Source organism: Actinoplanes sp. KI2 (assembly GCF_025630775.1).
Lineage (GTDB): Bacteria > Actinomycetota > Actinomycetes > Mycobacteriales > Micromonosporaceae > Actinoplanes.
On sequence record NZ_JAOSZE010000030.1, the window covers coordinates 94815 to 110010 of the forward strand.

Consider the following 15196-nt stretch of genomic DNA (forward strand, 5'->3'; position numbering starts at 1 on the left):
TCAGTGCAGCAGCCGGGATTCCTGGGTCAGCAGCGTTTCGAGGCGCTTGGGGTCGTTCGGCGGCAGCGCGTAAAAGTCGATCATCGCGACCAGGTCGCCGCCGACCACCACGCCCTTCGACCGAATGCGCCCGTACTTGTCCGGCTCGGCCTGGATCTGCATGACCGCCCCGTCGGCGCCCGGCACCGGCTTGGGGTCGCTCCACCCGACCAGTACGCCCGACTCCCCCATGATCTGCGCGAAGTCGGCGGCGTTCTCGGCGCCCAGGAACTGGAACAGGCGGACGTCGACGATCGTGCCCTTGCTGTCGATCCACCGGTGGGCGTAGCCCCGCTGGAACAGGTACCGGCCGAGGACCGCCTTGAACGCGGGCAGGTTGTCGCTCGCCGTGTCGAGGTCGGGCAGCTCCTGTTCGGAGGGCTTGTTCTGCCACTTACGGGCACCCGGCGGCACCGGGACGAGGTACCGCGCCAGGCTGCCGGTGTGCGCGGGGATCGGCGAGGCGCTCGGCTCCGCGGAGGGCGGTGCGGCCGGATCTCCGGTCGCCGCCGGCTCTCCGGTCGCCGCCGGCTCTCCGGTCGCCGCCGGTTCTCCGGTCGCCGCCGAGTCCTTCGCGTGGCGGCTCGCGACATAGCCGACGGCGCCGAGCCCGAGGCAGGCGAGCAGGAGAAACGCCACGGCCGAGGCGATGATCCAGACCGCCCGGTTCGACCGGCGCGGCGGGGGCGGCGGTCCGTACGGTGGCCAGCCCGGGGCCGCCTGCCACGGCGCACCCGGACCCGGCGCCGGATAGCCGGGCGGTGGCGTCCAAGCCGGCGGCGCGGGCGTGGACCCCGCCGGCGCGGGCGTGGACCCCGGCGGCGCGGAAGTGGACCCCGGCGGCGCTGGCGTGGACCCCGCCGGCCAGGGAGTAGGCACCGGCGGCATGGGCGCGGACCCCGGTGGAATGGGCGCGGGGAAGGATGGCAGGCCCTCGGCGGGGGGCTCGCCGTCGACCGGATTCGATGGCACGGCCGCCAGTTTGATGATCTACACCGGGCACCGCAACCCGGTTGCGGCGGCCACGGTTCAGGGTGCGACGCAGACGCGATCCCGGCCGGTCTGTTTGGCCTGGTAGAGGGCGGCGTCGGCGCGCGCCAGCAGCCGCTGCAGGTCTTGCGGCGGGCCGTCGGTGCAGGCCAGGCCGACGCTGATGGTGACCGGCAGCGGTCCGGCCTCGGTGGGGATCACGTGGCTGGAGACGGCCAGGTGCAGTCGACCGGCCAGGTCCGCGGCCGGCACGGTGGTCTGCGGGGTGACCACGGCGAACTCCTCGCCGCCGTACCGGCCCAGGACGTCGCCGTCGCCCAGCGTGGCGCGCAGCCGCTGGGCCACGACCCGGATCACCTCGTCGCCGACCGGGTGGCCGTAGGTGTCGTTGATGCGCTTGAAGTGGTCGATGTCGACCATGATGGCGGCGACCGGGCGGCCCTGCTCGCGCGCCGTGGCCACCCGGCGCTCGGCCTCGCCGAAGAAGTGGTTGCGGTTGTACAGGCCGGTCAGGCCGTCCACGGTGGCCATCCGGCGCACCTGGCTGAAGAGCATGGCGTTCTCGTACGCCGTCATGCCCTGCCCGGCGATCGCGGCGGCCATCTGGATCTGTGCCTCGGTCATCACGCCCTCGCCGGTCGCGCCGACCAGCAGGATGCCGAACGGGCCGCCGCGCTGGGCGACCTGGGTGGCCCACCACAGGCGCGGGGTGCCGAGCAGGCCGCCGAACGGTGGCCGGTCACCCGGGAACACCGAGCGGGCGCGCGGGCCGCCGGCCAGATCGAGAAGGTCGGCGGGCACCGACGGCAGCGGGGTGCCCACCGGGGCGGTGGCGCCCTGCGCCGCGGCGACCACCAGCCCGTGCGTGCCGACCCGGCTGAGCAGCACGGCCGTGTCGCCGCCAAGGGTACGGATCAGGCTGGCCAGCAGGCGGCGCATCACCTCGTCCGGGTCGAGCGACGAGCTCTGGTCGGCCATCGCGGCGCGCAGCGTCTCGGCCACGTCCCGCTGGCGCCGGGCGGCCTGCACCGCGACCTCCAGCTGGGCGGCGCGGGCGGTCTCCAGGGACACCGCGACGTGATTGGTGATCGCCTTGAGGATGTCGACGTCGTCGCCGGTGAAGACGCCCTTGGCGATCCGGCTGTCCAGATAGACCACGCCGCGCAGCTGGTTGTTGAAGCGCAGCGGGGCGATCATGATGCTGCGCAGGCCGTGCACCTGGACGCTGTGCGAGCCGAGCGCCACGCCCTCCTCGCTGCCGGTCACCACCAGCGGCTCGCCGGAGTGCCGCACCCGGTCGACCAGCGTGGTGCTGTAGCCGGTGAGCTCGTGGATGTCGTTGCCCTGCGCGTCTCGCCCGACGTGCGGGACCAGTTCCCGCCGTTCAAGATCTAAGAAGAAGAGGTACGCCCGCTCGGCGCCCAGGATCCGCAGCGTCTCGTCGAGCGCCACCCGGGCCAGCGCGCTCGGGTCGAGCACGGTCGCCGACGCGAGGCTGACCTGCTGCAGCGCCTCCAGCCGCCGCTGGTAGCGACCGAGGTCGGCGCCGGGCGAGCCCTGGCCGCCGGCGCCGGCACTGGAGATGGTGATCTCGCCGGCCTGGGTGGAGGCGTGCCGGCCCACCCGGAACTCGTCGGCGATCCAGCGGATCCGATGCGGCCACTCCTGCTCGACCGCGATCATCTGGGCGAGCTTGGCCTGTTGCACGGCCGCCGTCGCCTGGTCGAGGGCGGCCAGCGCGCGGGCGCGGACCCGGGCCGCCTCGTACGCGATCAGCGGCGCGTCCAGCGAGACCAGCTCGGCCTCGACCCCGGCCAGGGTGCGCTGCGCGTCGGCCGGCCGGCCGGTGAGGACCTCCAGGTCGGCCCGGGCAACCAGATGGAAGCCGCGCAGCACCCTGGTGTCGGCCACCTTCCCGAGCCCGGCCACGGCGGCCTCGGCGGCGGCCCGCTCGGCCGAGCGGCGCTCTCCGGTCGCGGCGGCAAGCTCGGCCGAGCGGCGCTCTGCGGTCGCGGCCCGCAGGCGCGCGAGCCGGCCGAACGCCTCGAAGACGTAGTAGACGCGCTGCTCGGGGACCATCGTCTTCGGTTTCAGCCCGAGCGCCGCGAACTCGGTGGTCAGCTGCTCGAACGGCTCGTCGATCCGGCCCCGCTCGACCAGGGCGATCATCCGCGCCCCGTACAGGTTGATCCGTTGCAAGGGGTTGTCGGGGTTGGCCCGCAGGAACCGGCGCAGCGCCTCGATCCGGGCCTCCGCCTCGTCGGCGTGGCCGCGCAGCGCGGCGATGACGGCGGCGACCGCGCCGATCGCCGCGCCCTCGGCCTCCGCCTGCCCGAGCCGGGCCCGGCCGCGGCGGTACCACTCCTCGGCCTCGGCGGTGCAGCCGCGCTTGAAGTACTGCATGCAGACGGTGGACACACCGGTCAGGTAGTCGCCCAGCTCGAACCAGCGCTCGTGCTCGATCAGCGCCTGGCTCCAGACCTTCGTCTGCTCGTCGTGGCCGCCCATGTAGGCGCCCGCGCCGCGTTTCCACTCGACGAAGCTGACCAGCTCCGGGTCGCCGATGCCGGCCGCGACCTCGGCGGCCCGGTCGTAGAGGCCGGCCGCCAACTTCCGCCGACCGGCCACGTCGGCGATCACCCCGAGGCCGGCCATGTGCTGGGCGTACTCCCGGCCCGGCCCGAGCCGGTTGATCGGGTACAGCACGCGAAGGCTCATGATGGCGCGCATCGACCGGCGCATCCGCATGGACAGTGCCAGGGTGCCGACGTCGGAGAGAACCGCCTCCAGCCGGAAGCGCTCACGGTCGCGGCCGCGAGCTCCGCCGAAGCCGATCTTGGTGGCCCCCACGAAGAGTCCGAGCAGCACCGACCATAGGGTGGTAAAGCAGAGGGCCAGCCCGCTCCGCGGCAGCGGCCGGCCCAGCTCGGCGAGACCGCGGCGGACCGCCTTGAAGGCCTGGTCCGGATTCCATGCGCTGTTGTGGACCATCGCCGCCTGGGCGAGGATGCCGGCCCGGCCGAGCCGGTCGGGCTCCGCGCGCAGCGCTTGGTCGAGGTGCTGGTGCGCCTCCTCGAACCGGCCGGAGCGGCCGCAGCTCATGCCGAGCGCGAGGAAGAAGTCGACCGGCGGCGTGACGCCGGCGTCGGCCGCCGCCCGCGCCGCCACCTCGAGGAACTCGCGGGCCTCGGCCGGGGCGTGCTCGGCCAGGGCCAGCCGGCCGGCCGCGAAGCCGCTGAAGTACACCCGCTGCGGGCGCCGGCGGGTCTCGCCGCGCGCGTAGTGCCGGGCGACCGCGTACACGTAACGGGGGTCGCCGGGCGCCGCCGCGTCCAGCACCTCCGCGATGCGTTGGTGCAGGCTGCGCAGGGCGGCCGCGTCCAGGCCGACCAGCAGCGCCTCCCGGATCCGGTCGTGCAGGAAGCGGTACCCGTCGGTCCCGGTGGCGGTGACCAGCCGGCGCGACTCCGCCTCGGCGAGCAGCATGCGGGCTCGGCGCGGGTCGATGTCGGAGACCGCCGCGACCAGTTCGGACGGGAACCACCGGCCGCCCGCGGCTCCGGCGGCCAGCAGCCGGCGGCTGTCCTCGCCAAGGCCGTCGATGCGCTGCAGCACCAGGTCGACCGCGTCGCCGGACAGCTCGAGCCGGTCCAGCCCGGCCCGGTCCAGGTGCCAGCCACCCCACGAGGGGGTCACCAGGCCGGCGTCGAGGACCGCCCGGACGTACTCGCCGATCGTGAACGGGTTGCCGCCGGCCCGGGCCGCCAGCTCCGCGATGTGCTCGTCGGGCAGCCCGATGGCGCCCAGATGCTCGCGGACGAGCTGCTCCACCGACTCCTGCTCGAGCGAGCCGAGCGGGATCCGGGTGTCCAGCGTGGCGTCCATGTCGCCGCTGAACCGGTCGAGCGCGGCGGTGCTGCCCACGTCGTCCCGGCTGGTGGCGATGACCAGCAGCGGGGTGACCGGCAGCCGGCTGGTCACCCGCTGCAGCACCCGCCGGGTCGGCTCGTCCAGCCACTGCACGTCGTCGATGTGCAGGACGGCGCCCTGGTACTCGTCGGCCATCCCGATCAGGAACGCCGCGACCGCGTTGACGAACTGCTCGTGCCGGTTCTGCTCGCCGATCGCCGGTGCCTGCACCAGGTCGGCCAGCACCGGGGAGAGCGCGCGCAGCAGCGATCCGCCGCGACCGGCGGCCCGGCGGACCCGCTCGACGGCGACGTCGCGCTCGCCGGCCGGCAACCGGTTGACCCAGCTCAGGTGCCGCTCGACCGCGCCGCGCAGGGGCGCCAGCGGTACCGGGTCGTCCGCGACGCACTTGCCGAACAGGATGAGGTCACCGTCCGAGGCGACCGCATTGGTCAGCTCCTGGACCAGCCGGGTCTTGCCCGCACCGGCCGGGCCCTCGACGATCACCGCGCCGCCGCCGCCGTCGCGGGCCCGCAGCCAGCGGTGCGCGAGGGTGATCACCTCGTCGTCCCGGCCGACCAGGCGCGCCTCGCCGGTCGGCTGGGCGCCGCGCCGGCCGGAGTCCACCGGGAAGACGGCGCCCGGCCGCTCGGCCAGCCGGCGCAGGTCGCCGAGCAGGTTCTCGCCGCTCTGGTACCGGTCGTCCGGGTCCTTGGCCAGCAGCGTCGTGACGATCGCGGCCATCGTGCCGGACAGCTCCGGCGCGAGCGCCCGCGGGTCGGGGATCGGAGCGGTGGCGTGCAGCCGGATCAGCTCGCCCGCGTCCTGCGAGGAATACGGAACCTGGCCGGTGATGCACTCGTACAGCAGGACACCCAGCGCGTAGAGGTCGGAGCGGCCGTCGATCGGGCGCTTGAGCATGCCGGTCTGCTCGGGCGCGCTGTACAGCAGCGTCCCGGCGACCCGGTCGTCGTGCGCCCCGCCGCGCGCCGCGAGTCCAAAGTCGATCAAACGGCCGACGCCGGTCGGCTCGACGATCACGTTGTCCGGTTTGACATCCCGGTGCACCAGGCCGGACCGGTGCGCCGCGGCGAGCGGCTCGGCGAGGTCGATGGCCATCCGGACCACGGTCGGCTCGTCCAGCCGGCCGTGGCGCAGGGTCTGTGACAGCGGGTGACCGTCGATGTACTCGAGGATCAGGTACGGCCCGTTGGTGGTCAGGCCGACCTCGAAGATCCGCGGGAGCAGCGGGTGACCGACCGAGCCGAGGAGGGCGGCCTCCCGGCGTACGGCGGTCAGGGACGCCGCATCCGCCGAGGTCAGGACCTTGAGCGTGTACTCCGCGCCGCGCCGGCGGACCCGGTAGACGACGGTGTCGGCCCCGCGCCCGAGCTGCGAGATCACCTCCAGGTCGGAGAGGGACCCCGGCGTGGTACCGAAGATCGCGGTCAACGTGTCCTTTCCCATTCACGCGGGCTAATCGGAAGCTACGCCGCGTTCCTGGGTGATGCCACCGGCCGTTGGTGCGGACCGTGTCACTGGTTACTACGACGTGCATATTGACCGGTCGTCGACCGAACTTCTGGTAAACAGCGAGGGTGACGTATGTGTGGTCGGCGGTCGGCACCGTCGAGGTTAACGGTGTCCGGCTCGGCTGCCGAGAGGCCGGCGACCCCGATGGCACCCCGGTGGTGCTGCTGCACGGCAGCGGCAGCAGCGCGGGCACCTGGGACCGGTTTGCCGCCCGGCTGCGCGGTCGCCGGACGATCGCGATCGACCTGCGCGGGCACGCGACCAGCGCCCGGACCAGGGGGTACGCGCTGGCGAGCATCCGCGACGACGTCCTGGGCCTGATCGAGGCGCTGCGGCTGCGGGACACCGTCCTGATCGGGCACTCGGTCGGCGGGTACGCGGCGCTGGCCGCCGCGCTGGAGGCACCGGAGCTGATCGGCCGGCTGGTCCTGGAGGACCTGGCGGCGCCGCCGAAGGCGCCCGGTTCGACCACCCGGATCAACCCGGTGCAGGCGCTCGGCGCGGTGGCGGGCATTCTCGGCAGCGGGTGTGACTATCAGTTACGAGCGGTCGCGTCGCTGCTGCGCCAGCTGTCCCGCCCGGACCCGGCGTGGTGGGCACGGCTCGGCGAGGTCTCGCAGCCGACCCTGATCCTGTCCGGCGGGCCGGCCAGCTGCATCCCGCCGCACCGGCTGGCCGAGGTGACGGCCGCGATCCCGAACGCCCGGCTCGCCACGATCCCGGTCGGCCACCGAGTGCACAGCCTCGCCCCGGCCGAGTTCGCCGACGAGGTGCTCACCTTCCTGGCCCAAACCGAGCCGGCGATCGCGCCCGCGCCCGTCATGGCCAAGCCGGCGGTCGCCGCCTTCCGCGCCGACGAGTCAGCGCCGGCTGCCGAGGCGGCGTGACGGCTGATCCGGCACGCCGCCTCGGCTGACCGCTCTCAGCCCTGGCCGTTGCGGTGCCTGCGGCCGCCGTTGCCGGCCGCCTTGGAGGCGGACGCCGACGGGCTCGCGGCGGCGCCACCATTCGCAGCGCCACCGTTGTTGGCCGCACCACCGTTGTTGGCCCCACCACCGTTGTTGGCCCCACCACCGTTGTTCGCCGCGCCACCGTTGTTCGCCGCACCGCCGTTGTTGGCCGCACCGCCGTTGTTGGCCGCACCGCCGTTGTTCGCCGCACCGCCGTTGTTCGCCGCACCACCGTTGTTCGCCGCACCACCGTTGTTGGCCGCACCGCCGTTGCCGGCGGACGGGGTCATGGTGGCGATGAAGGCGCCGACGTTGTTGCCGTCGGCGACGTTGCCCAGCGTGTTGAACGCGTTCTTGGAAATCTTGACGCACACCGAGTTGGCGTCGACGCCGTTGTTGGCCGCGGCCTTGACGTTGACCCGGGCCACGGACGCCGCGGGGTTGGTGGACGCGGTCGCGCCGGCCCCGCCTGCCGCCGAGCCGCTGCCCGCCGCCGAGCCCTTGCCTGCCGCCGAGCCGCTGCCCGTCGCGCCGCTGCCTGCCGCGCCGGTGCCTGCCGCTGGGCTCTTGGCCGGCCGGTGGTGGCGACGGTGCTTGGTGCCCTTGCCCCCGCCCGCCGAGGCGGAGCCGGTCGGGTTGGCCGTCGCCGTGGCGCCGGCCGACGGGTCACCGGTGGCGGGCGCGCCCGCCGACGGGTCACCGGTCGCCGGCGCGCTGGTCGCCGGCGCGCTGGTCGCCGGGTCGGTGGCCGGCGCCGTGGTGGCCGCCGCCGCGGTGATCGGGCCGCTGACCGTCACGTCGACCGCCCGGCCGGCGCTGGTCAGGTGCAGCGCGGTGCCGACCGGGAAGACGTCGGACAGCGCCGAGTTCGCGTCTGCCGCCGCGGCCGCGTCCTGGACCACGATGCAGGTGACCGACGAGTTGCCGCCGCCCTGGGTCGCCGCCAGGCTGATGCCCGTGCCGGCCGCGAGCACGCCGACGGTCGCCGAGATCAGCACGGCCTTGCCGGACATCTTCCGCCCCGTACGCGGGGGACCGCCCCGGCGGTACTTCCTCTTCATGGCGTCAAACCCCTCCTTCGGGGAACTCCTTGGCGCCACGGATTACGGACCGGGAACTCGCGCGAGTTCAACGATCTTTTGAATTGACAATCACCTAAATGACTCCACCTTCGTGAGCATTCAACTTAGACGTTCATCTTCCTTCCCCGGCATGCTCGAGTGCCTCCCGCGCCAGCGCCGACCAGGAAAGATCGGCCGGCTCGTCCAGCGTGAACCACTCCTTCATCGGGGTGCCCTTGTTCGCATCGAAATGGCGCCCCTCCCCCGCCGCGACCAACTCGGCAACCCGGGCCTTCGACAGCTTTACCACCAAATGGCCGCGAACCAGCATCGCAAAGATCTTGCCGCGATATTTCAGCGCCGACGACCCGAACCCACGCCCGGGCGACGGCGGGCTGACGCCCTCGATCCCGACGAGCTCGTCGACCAACCGCTCGAACCGCTCCTCCACCGTCATGGCGGCACGCTACTGCGACCCTCCGACATTTTCCGGAAGCAGCCGTACGCAGCAGCGCCCCGGCCGCGGATCGAGCACCGCCCGCATCCCGGTCTCGCCGGCCCCGTCCGCGACGCCGCGCAGCAGCTCGAGATTCACACCGCAGACCAGCTCGGTGTGCCGCCGGGCGAGCCGGTGGAACGGGCAGTTGCGCAGGTACACCGCCCCGGCGTCGTCGCCGCCCGGCTCGTACCCGGCCGTCGCCAGCGCCGATCCCAGGTCGCCCGCCGCGGCGCCGATCGCGTGGCCCGCGTCGTATGCGGTCCGGCTCAGCACCTCGCGCACCTCGGCGCCGGTCGCGATCGAGTCGGACACCGCCGTGGCCAGCAGGTCGCCCACCACGTCGTAGTGCCGCTCCGGCACCGACACCGCCACCTCGTCGTCGGCCCGGCGGTAGAGCTTGGCCGGCCGGCCCGCGCCCGGCCCGCCGCGCCCGGGCGGCCGGCGGAACTCGAACTCCAGCAGCCCCTGCTCGGCCAGCCGGTCGAGGTGCAGGGCGGCGATCCGGCGGCTGACGCCGAGCGCCTCGGCCGCCGCGTCCCGCCCGACCGGTTCGCCCGAGGCCGCGACCAGGTCGAACACCGCCTTGCGCACCGGATCGTCGAGGGCGGCCAGGGCGGCGACACGGTCCGGGAACGAGCGAGGGGCCATGGAGCGAGTGTAAAGCACGAACATCTTGACTTTAGAGAGCCGGCTTTCTAACGTACGGAAAATGGGTTTTTAGAAGGACGGAGAAAGCTGATGGCCACCGACACGCGGCTCGCCGCGATCCGCACCGCCACCCCGGCCCAGCAGGCGTTCATGCTGCTGCGCACGGTCTTCACGGTGGCGCCGATCCTGTTCGGACTGGACAAGTTCGCCAACCTGCTGACCGACTGGCCGGGATACCTCGCGCCCTGGGTCGACAAGCTGATCCCCGGTACGGCACAGCAGTTCATGTACGTCGTCGGCGTCCTCGAGATCATGGCCGGCATCCTGGTCGCCGTGCACCCGCGGATCGGCGCGGCGGTGGTCGCCCTGTGGCTGGCCGGCATCATCACCAACCTGCTGATCCTCGGCAACTACTACGACGTGGCCCTGCGCGACTTCGGACTGTTGGTCGCGGCGCTCGCTCTCAACCGGTTGGCCACACCGAACCGGTAGCGACGCCGATGGCGCGGGCCGCCGTCCGTCCACTAGCTTCTACATCTTGTAGGAGTGGGAGGGGTCGTGACGGCGCTCGGGGACGTGCTGCTGGTGTTGCTGGCCGACCGTGGCGGCACGGCTCATGACATCCAGCGGCGGCACGCCGCCACCTTCGGGTCCGATCAGAGCGTCGACATCGCCCGGGTGACCTGGACGCTGACCCGGCAGGAACGGCTCGGGCTGGTGCGCTCGGCGGCCTCGCCCGCGCACCCGCGGCAACGACACTGGGAGCCGACCGAGGAGGGCAGCCGGCGGCAGCGCATGTGGATGCTGCGGATGCCGGCCGACTTCAGCGCCGAGGACGTGCGCACCCGGGTGTTGCTGGCGATCGAGGCGACCGACCGGGCCACCTTCGAGATGGTCCTGTCGGTCTGCCTGGCGCAGATCGAGCTGACCCGCCTGCGAGCCGGCCCGGGGCCGCCCGACGCTGCGCTCACCGCGGAGGCGGCCCGGGCCGAACTGGCCGACGCGGGGCTCGCCGCCGAGGTCACCTGGCTGCAAACTCTGCGCCTGCGCCGGCGCGAACGGGACCGCGAGCGCGAGCGGGAACTGACCGAGGCGACGCACGCCGAGCCCGCCACCGGCGGACCGGCCTGAGTCAGTTCAGCGCGGGCTCCCGATCGGCGGTGCGGTGGGCGGCCTTCTGTTCGTACATCGCCGCGTCGGCCCGGCCGATCAGCGCGTCCCGGTCGAGCCCGGAACCACGGCGTACGCTCGCCGCGCCCGCCGACACCCCCACCCGTACCGAGGTCGCACCCATCTCGATCGGCAGGCCCACCACCTCGGCGGCCCGGGACGGCAGGTCGCCGGGACCGCCGGAGCAACGCAGCACCAGGAACTCGTCGCCGCCGATCCGCCCCACGACGTCGTCCGGACCGACCGCGCCGGTCAGCCGGGATGCCACCGTACGCAGCACCGCGTCACCGGCCTGATGCCCGTGCCGGTCGTTGATCGGCTTGAACCCGTCCAGGTCGAGCAGCAGGACGGTCACCTCGTCGAGCTCGCCGCGCTCCAGCGCCGCCAGCGCCCGGTCGATCTCGGCCACCACGTGCCGCCGGTTGTGCAGGCCGGTCAGCTCGTCGTGGTGCGCGTAGTGGGCCAGGGTCCGCTCGGCCCGGCTGCGCAGCAGCGACATCTGCCGCAGCCGCAACAGCACCAGCGGCACGGCCAGCATGGTCCCGACCGGCAGCAGCACCGCGGCCGTCGCGTCGCCGCGCATCAACTGGATCGCCGCGATCAGCGGGTTGGCGCAGAGGGCGGCGCCCATCCAGAGCAGCGGCGGATTCCCGGTCACCTCGCGACCGGGCCGGTCCGGGTTCGTGATCATCGGCGCGGCCGGGTGCGCCGCGGAGGCCGCGATCGCCAGGTACGCGATCATCAGCAGCACCGCCGTGCCCACCGCACTGCCGTGCGAGCCGGTGAGCACCGCGCTGACGTGCCCGCCGAGCGTGGCCGCGCTGCACACCATCATGTACGCGATCGGCCCGCGCGCCCGGGTGGCCCGCCGCCGGATCCGTACGAGGCAACCGAGCACCGCGGCCAGCATGGCGACGTCGGCCAGGAACAGCATCTCGCCGCGCGGGGTGGCCGCCCCGGTGAGCCGCGGCGCGATCAGCCAGACCCAGGCCGGCCCGGCCACGCACACTCCGAACAGCGCCGCGTCGAGCAGCCCCGCGAAGTCGTTGGCGCCGTGTTTGCGCAGCACACCGCCGGCGCCGGCCAGGAAGAGCAGGTGCGCGGCGGCGATCGCGAAGTCGGCAGCCCGGCCCTCGGCCCGGCCGTAGTGGTGGCCGGACACCCAGTCCGACCAGATCGCCGTGCTGACCGTGAGCAGCACCAGGCCGGCGGTCGCGGTCATCCAGGGGCGGCGGTCGGGCAGATGGCCGGTCGCGAGTGCCCCGGCGAACGTGGCGATCGGAACGAGGGTGACCAGCAAGTAGATCAGAGGGCGCAGGTGCGGACCCGAGATCGCGTACGCGATGCCGGCCGTCGCCGCGGTCAGCAGAAAGCCCGCATGCACCGCCCGCCTGGTCATCCCTCTCCCCTCACCGGAACGCCTGCACATCGGCGCGGGCGGACGCGGGTTGAGGAGATTCAGGTTCGAGCCCTGCTCAGCAGCGACTGGATGCGGGAGACGAGCTCGCGCGGGCTGAACGGTTTGGTCACGTAGTCGTCGGCGCCGGCGCTGAACCCGCCCTCGACGTCCTGCTCCTGCACCCGGGCGGTGAGCATGATGATCAGCATGCCGGCCGTGGCGCGGTCGGCGCGCAGCATCCGGCACACCTCGATCCCGGAGAGCCCGGGCATCGAGACGTCCAGCACGGCGAGGGTGGGCAACCGGGCGCGGGCCTGTTCGAGGGCCGTCTGCCCGTCCTCGACCGCGATCACCTCGAGCCCGGCCTGCTCGAGCTTGAACGCCACCAGGTCACGGATGTCGGCGTCGTCGTCGGCGACCAGCACCACGGTCACGGCTACTCCTCGGTCGATAGCACCCTTCCATGCACCATATCGCCTTATTTCAGCCTTTCGCGGCCTGTCCGCGAATGCCGGGGCAACCCAGCTGCAACCTCTCCGCATCGCCGTTGCAGCTCCGGCCCGGTGTCCTGCTTCTCAGCACTGATGAATGCATCACACCGAAGCCACTACCCACCGGTTGGAGGATCCGATGACCGCGATGATCGACGACATCCGCACCGAAGCACTCTTCGTATCGGACCTGCAGTCTTCCCAGCATCCGACGGCCGAGCTGATCCGCGCGGTGGTGAGCGCGATGGTCGACCGGCTCGGCGAGGCCCGCTGCGCCGAACTGGTGGCTCAGGAGTTCGGCGAGCACCCCGACTGCGCCCTGCCCCGGATGCAGTGGGCACGCTCCGCGATCCAGATCGCCTTCTCCTGAAGCATGAAGCCTGGCGCGTGGCGGGGTGGCGCCGCAGCCGCCCCGCCCCTTAGGCTCCTGGCATGCACGCGCGATTGAGCATGTGGTGGCCCGCCTCACCGGCGGCCACACTCCCCCGCGCGTAACCCACACCGCGGCCGCCTCCCCGAGGCGGCCGCTCTCGTGTGATGGCCCTCCGCCTCGGCCGGCAGCCCCAGCCCAGGAAGAGGACAGCCATGCAGCCCTTCGCCCTGCTCCACCGGGACGGCGCCGACCACGTCGAGGTGCTCACCGGGGACGTGCTCACCGTCCGTACGCTCGACGAGATCCCGCTGGTCAAAGACCGACCGACCCTCGCGGTGATCCCCTATCGGCAGATCGCCGAGCGCGGCTTCGACTGCGTCGACGACGGCGTCCCGCTGGAATGCCTCCTCGTCGACTCGCGAACCACCGCGCCGCTCGCCGATTTCCCGGCCGGCCCGCTGCGGCTTCGCCCGGGCGGGTTCGACCTGTCCGACGAGGAGTACGGCGAGATCGTCGAGACCGTCCTGCGCGACGAGATCGGTCACGGCGAGGGCGCCAACTTCGTGATCCACCGCGTCTACCAGGCCACGGTCGACGGCGACCCGGTGGCCGCCGCCAGGGCCGCGTTCGGCCGCCTGCTCGCCGCCGAGCAGGGCACCTACTGGACGTTCCTGGTGCACACCGGCAGCCGTACGCTGGTCGGCGCCACCCCCGAGCGGCACGTCAGCGTCGCCGACGGGATCACCATGATGAACCCGATCAGCGGCACGTTCCGGCACGGCTCGGGTCGCCTGATCGACTTCCTCGCCGACCCCAAGGAGGTCGAGGAGCTCTACATGGTGCTCGACGAGGAGCTGAAGATGATGGCTACCGTCGCCGAGCACGGCGGCCAGGTCGCCGGCCCGTACCTCAAGCAGATGGCGCACCTGACCCACACCGAGTACCTGCTGGCCGGCCGCGGCTCGCTGGACGTGCGCGAGGTGCTGCGCGAGACGATGTTCGCGCCGACCGTGACCGGCAGCCCGATCGAGAACGCCTGCCGGGTGATCGCCCGCCACGAGCGCCGGGGCCGCCGCTACTACGCCGGTGTGCTGGCCCTGCTCGACCACGACGACCAGGGCCGGCAGTCGCTGGACGCGCCGATCCTGATCCGCACCGCCGAGATCACCCCGGACGGCACGCTGCGGGTGCCGGTCGGCGCCACCCTGGTGCGGCATTCCACCGCCGCCGGGGAGGTGGCCGAGACGCACACCAAAGCGGCGGGGATCCTGGCCGCTCTCGGCGCGTCCGGGCACGCTGCCGCGCCCGTACGCCCGGAAGCGGAGTCGCCGGAGATCCGCGCGGCACTGGCCGCGCGCAACGACCACCTGGCGCGATTCTGGCTCGACTCCCGCGAGCCCGGCGCGCTCACCGTGCCCGCACTGGCCGGCCGGACCGCGCTGATCGTCGACGGCGAGGACACCTTCACCGCGATGCTCGCCCACCAGCTCAAGGCGCTCGGCCTGCGGGTCACGGTCGTGCCGTGGCAGTCGGCCGTCGCCCGCACCCCGATCGAGCCCGACCTGGTCGTGGTCGGCCCCGGCCCGGGCGACCCGGACGACCTGGCCGACCCGAAGATGGCGGCGATGCGCGACCTGGTCGCCGACCTGCTCGCCGCCCGCCGCCCGGTGCTCGGCGTCTGCCTGGGCCACGAGATCCTGGCCGTGCTGCTCGGGCTGCGGATGCACCGGCGGGACTCGCCGTACCAGGGGCTGGCCCGCGACGTCGAGGTCTTCGGGCGGGAGCGCCGGGTCGGCTTCTACTCCAGCTTCGCCGCGGTGGCCGACGCCGACCGGATCGACTCGCCGTGCGGCCCGGTGGAGATCTCCCGCGACCCGGCCGACGGCACGGTGCACGCGCTGCGCGGGCACGGCTTCGCCGGGGTGCAGTTCCACCCCGAGTCGGTGCTGAGCCGGGACGGCGTGGCCATCCTCGCCGAGCTGCTGCCGATAGTGACGGCGGGCGCGATTAGCCCAGCCACGAACGGGTAGCGAAGGAACAACCGGTGGTTCAAGAGGATCGAGAGCCTCCGCTTGGACCACCGGCCCGCCGCGGCCGACCCCTGCGGAGTTTCCGGCGCGACGCGGATGGGTAT

Annotated in this window: 12 protein-coding genes; 5 read left to right on the plus strand and 7 right to left on the minus strand. The window is 73.2% G+C overall.

Annotated features, from left to right (window positions below; genetic code table 11):
- Both ODJ79_RS29660 and ODJ79_RS29665 read right to left on the minus strand, forming a co-directional pair.
- Entirely contained in the window at window positions 1–678 is a 678-nt protein-coding gene (locus ODJ79_RS29660) for a hypothetical protein (protein WP_263026903.1), read from the minus strand.
- Window positions 679–1068: 390 nt separating this feature from the next.
- Window positions 1069–6405: a diguanylate cyclase gene (locus tag ODJ79_RS29665; RefSeq protein ID WP_263026904.1), complete on the minus strand. Its 5337-nt coding sequence runs from the start codon at window positions 6403–6405 to the stop codon at window positions 1069–1071.
- Between the two features lie 131 nt (window positions 6406–6536).
- On the opposite strand from ODJ79_RS29665, the gene ODJ79_RS29670 reads away from it, so the two are divergent.
- Complete coding sequence (locus tag ODJ79_RS29670; protein WP_263026905.1) at window positions 6537–7358, plus strand: alpha/beta fold hydrolase; 822 nt, start codon at window positions 6537–6539, stop codon at window positions 7356–7358.
- A 35-nt stretch (window positions 7359–7393) separates the two neighbouring features.
- Here the strand turns inward: ODJ79_RS29670 and ODJ79_RS29675 are convergent, their stop codons facing one another.
- The 3 genes from ODJ79_RS29675 to ODJ79_RS29685 form a co-directional block, all read right to left on the minus strand.
- Window positions 7394–8482, minus strand: coding sequence for a hypothetical protein (locus ODJ79_RS29675; protein ID WP_263026906.1), 1089 nt, complete (start codon window positions 8480–8482; stop codon window positions 7394–7396).
- A gap of 133 nt (window positions 8483–8615) precedes the next feature.
- Window positions 8616–8939 (minus strand): TfoX/Sxy family protein, encoded by a 324-nt coding sequence (locus ODJ79_RS29680; RefSeq protein WP_263026907.1) that lies wholly within the window; start codon window positions 8937–8939, stop codon window positions 8616–8618.
- 9 nt (window positions 8940–8948) lie between these two features.
- Window positions 8949–9629: a transcriptional regulator gene (locus ODJ79_RS29685; RefSeq protein WP_263026908.1), complete on the minus strand. Its 681-nt coding sequence runs from the start codon at window positions 9627–9629 to the stop codon at window positions 8949–8951.
- A 90-nt stretch (window positions 9630–9719) separates the two neighbouring features.
- Between ODJ79_RS29685 and ODJ79_RS29690 the strand changes: the two genes are divergently transcribed.
- Window positions 9720–10121, plus strand: coding sequence for a hypothetical protein (locus tag ODJ79_RS29690; RefSeq protein WP_263026909.1), 402 nt, complete (start codon window positions 9720–9722; stop codon window positions 10119–10121).
- 66 nt (window positions 10122–10187) lie between these two features.
- Complete coding sequence (locus ODJ79_RS29695; RefSeq protein WP_263026910.1) at window positions 10188–10760, plus strand: hypothetical protein; 573 nt, start codon at window positions 10188–10190, stop codon at window positions 10758–10760.
- A gap of 1 nt (window position 10761) precedes the next feature.
- Here the strand turns inward: ODJ79_RS29695 and ODJ79_RS29700 are convergent, their stop codons facing one another.
- The gene (locus ODJ79_RS29700; protein ID WP_263026911.1) at window positions 10762–12198 is read right to left on the minus strand and encodes a GGDEF domain-containing protein; all 1437 of its coding nucleotides are present in this window, start codon (window positions 12196–12198) and stop codon (window positions 10762–10764) included.
- 59 nt (window positions 12199–12257) lie between these two features.
- Window positions 12258–12632 carry a response regulator transcription factor gene (locus tag ODJ79_RS29705; RefSeq protein ID WP_263026912.1) on the minus strand — a complete coding sequence of 125 codons (375 nt, stop codon included), beginning with the start codon at window positions 12630–12632 and terminating at the stop codon, window positions 12258–12260.
- A 205-nt stretch (window positions 12633–12837) separates the two neighbouring features.
- On the opposite strand from ODJ79_RS29705, the gene ODJ79_RS29710 reads away from it, so the two are divergent.
- Together ODJ79_RS29710 and ODJ79_RS29715 are read left to right on the plus strand one after the other, a co-directional pair.
- The gene (locus ODJ79_RS29710; protein WP_263026913.1) at window positions 12838–13059 is read left to right on the plus strand and encodes a hypothetical protein; all 222 of its coding nucleotides are present in this window, start codon (window positions 12838–12840) and stop codon (window positions 13057–13059) included.
- A 215-nt stretch (window positions 13060–13274) separates the two neighbouring features.
- Entirely contained in the window at window positions 13275–15092 is a 1818-nt protein-coding gene (locus ODJ79_RS29715) for an anthranilate synthase family protein (RefSeq protein WP_317620715.1), read from the plus strand.
- Window positions 15093–15196: the final 104 nt, after the last annotated feature.

What these genes read in the sequence shown, in the direction of transcription:
- ODJ79_RS29665 (WP_263026904.1), bottom strand. Translation starts at nt 6,405, where the DNA reads ATGGGAAAGGACACGTTGACCGCGATCTTCGGTACCACGCCGGGGTCC.
- ODJ79_RS29675 (WP_263026906.1), bottom strand. Translation starts at nt 8,482, where the DNA reads ATGAAGAGGAAGTACCGCCGGGGCGGTCCCCCGCGTACGGGGCGGAAG.
- ODJ79_RS29680 (WP_263026907.1), bottom strand. Translation starts at nt 8,939, where the DNA reads ATGACGGTGGAGGAGCGGTTCGAGCGGTTGGTCGACGAGCTCGTCGGG.
- ODJ79_RS29685 (WP_263026908.1), bottom strand. Translation starts at nt 9,629, where the DNA reads ATGGCCCCTCGCTCGTTCCCGGACCGTGTCGCCGCCCTGGCCGCCCTC.
- ODJ79_RS29690 (WP_263026909.1), top strand. Translation starts at nt 9,720, where the DNA reads ATGGCCACCGACACGCGGCTCGCCGCGATCCGCACCGCCACCCCGGCC.
- ODJ79_RS29700 (WP_263026911.1), bottom strand. Translation starts at nt 12,198, where the DNA reads ATGACCAGGCGGGCGGTGCATGCGGGCTTTCTGCTGACCGCGGCGACG.
- ODJ79_RS29710 (WP_263026913.1), top strand. Translation starts at nt 12,838, where the DNA reads ATGATCGACGACATCCGCACCGAAGCACTCTTCGTATCGGACCTGCAG.
- ODJ79_RS29715 (WP_317620715.1), top strand. Translation starts at nt 13,275, where the DNA reads ATGCAGCCCTTCGCCCTGCTCCACCGGGACGGCGCCGACCACGTCGAG.